We start from the raw sequence: 2,408 nt of genomic DNA on the forward strand, positions 1-2,408 counted from the left end.
GGGTGGCTGGTCGTTGTTTGAGAACTGCACAGTGGACGCGAGCATCTGTGGCCAAGTTTTTAAGGGCGCACGGTGGATGCCTTGGCACCAGGAACCGATGAAGGACGTGGGAGGCCACGATAGTCCCCGGGGAGTCGTCAACCAGGCTTTGATCCGGGGGTTTCCGAATGGGGAAACCCGGCAGTCGTCATGGGCTGTCACCCGCTGCTGAACACATAGGCAGTGTGGAGGGAACGCGGGGAAGTGAAACATCTCAGTACCCGCAGGAAGAGAAAACAACCGTGATTCCGGGAGTAGTGGCGAGCGAAACCGGATGAGGCCAAACCGTATGCGTGTGAGACCCGGCAGGGGTTGCGCATGCGGGGTTGTGGGATCTCTCTTCTGTCGTCTGCCGGCGACAGGACGAGTCAGAAACCGTTGATGTAGGCGAAGGACATGCGAAAGGTCCGGCGTAGAGGGTAAGACCCCCGTAGTCGAAACGTCAGCGGCTCGTTTGAGAGACACCCAAGTAGCACGGGGCCCGAGAAATCCCGTGTGAATCTGGCGGGACCACCCGCTAAGCCTAAATATTCCCTGGTGACCGATAGCGGATAGTACCGTGAGGGAATGGTGAAAAGTACCGCGGGAGCGGAGTGAAATAGTACCTGAAACCGTGTGCCTACAAGCCGTGGGAGCGTCGGACATCAAGCTTGCTTGGTGTCTCGTGACTGCGTGCCTTTTGAAGAATGAGCCTGCGAGTTTGCGGTGTGTTGCGAGGTTAACCCGAGTGGGGAAGCCGTAGCGAAAGCGAGTCCGAACAGGGCGATTCAGTAGCGCGCTCAAGACCCGAAGCGGAGTGATCTAGCCATGGGCAGGTTGAAGCGGAGGTAAGACTTCGTGGAGGACCGAACCCACCAGGGTTGAAAACCTGGGGGATGACCTGTGGTTAGGGGTGAAAGGCCAATCAAACTCCGTGATAGCTGGTTCTCCCCGAAATGCATTTAGGTGCAGCGTCGTGTGTTTCTTGCCGGAGGTAGAGCACTGGATAGGCGATGGGCCCTACCGGGTTACTGACCTTAGCCAAACTCCGAATGCCGGTAAGTGAGAGCGCGGCAGTGAGACTGTGGGGGATAAGCTCCATGGTCGAGAGGGAAACAGCCCAGAGCATCGACTAAGGCCCCTAAGCGTACGCTAAGTGGGAAAGGATGTGGAGTCGCACAGACAACCAGGAGGTTGGCTTAGAAGCAGCCACCCTTGAAAGAGTGCGTAATAGCTCACTGGTCTAGTGATTCCGCGCCGACAATGTAGCGGGGCTCAAGCGTACCGCCGAAGTCGTGTCATTGCAGCAATACGGCCAACGCCGGCTGTGATGGGTAGGGGAGCGTCGTGTGCCGGGTGAAGCAGCACCGGAAGGTAGTTGTGGACGGTTCACGAGTGAGAATGCAGGCATGAGTAGCGATTCACACGTGAGAAACGTGTGCGCCGATTGACTAAGGGTTCCTGGGTCAAGCTGATCTGCCCAGGGTAAGTCGGGACCTAAGGCGAGGCCGACAGGCGTAGTCGATGGATAACCGGTTGATATTCCGGTACCCGCTGTGAAGCGTCAAACATCGAGCATCGTGATGCTAAGGCCGTGAAGCCGTTCCGGACCCTTCGGGGAAAGGAAAGTGGTGGAGCCGCCGAACCAAGCGGTTAGTAGGTGAGTGATGGGGTGACGCAGGAAGGTAGTCCAGCCCGGGCGGTGGTTGTCCCGGGGTAAGGGTGTAGGCCGTGCGATAGGTAAATCCGTCGCACACGTGGCTGAGACCTGATGCCGAGCCGATTGTGGTGAAGTGGATGATCCTATGCTGTCGAGAAAAGCCTCTAGCGAGTTTCATGGCGGCCCGTACCCTAAACCGACTCAGGTGGTCAGGTAGAGAATACCGAGGCGTTCGGGTGAACTATGGTTAAGGAACTCGGCAAAATGCCCCCGTAACTTCGGGAGAAGGGGGGCCACATCTGGTGAGAGCACTTGCTGCTCGAGCTGGGGGTGGCCGCAGAGACCAGCGAGAAGCGACTGTTTACTAAAAACACAGGTCCGTGCGAAGCCGTAAGGCGATGTATACGGACTGACGCCTGCCCGGTGCTGGAACGTTAAGGGGACCGGTTAGCTCTGATTCGTCAGGGCGAAGCTGAGAACTTAAGCGCCAGTAAACGGCGGTGGTAACTATAACCATCCTAAGGTAGCGAAATTCCTTGTCGGGTAAGTTCCGACCTGCACGAATGGCGTAACGACTTCTCGACTGTCTCAACCATAGGCCCGGTGAAATTGCACTACGAGTAAAGATGCTCGTTTCGCGCAGCAGGACGGAAAGACCCCGGGACCTTTACTACAGTTTGATATTGGTGTTCGGTTCGGCTTGTGTAGGATAGCTGGGAGACTTTGAAGC

1 rRNA gene is annotated in these 2,408 nt (G+C 56.9%); it reads left to right on the top strand.

The window, feature by feature from the left end:
* Window positions 1-49: 49 nt before the first annotated feature.
* Window positions 50-2,408: ribosomal RNA gene (locus EV567_RS27705) — 23S ribosomal RNA — on the top strand; the annotation flags it as partial.

This window comes from Streptomyces sp. BK239 (assembly GCF_004217285.1).
GTDB lineage: Bacteria > Actinomycetota > Actinomycetes > Streptomycetales > Streptomycetaceae > Streptomyces.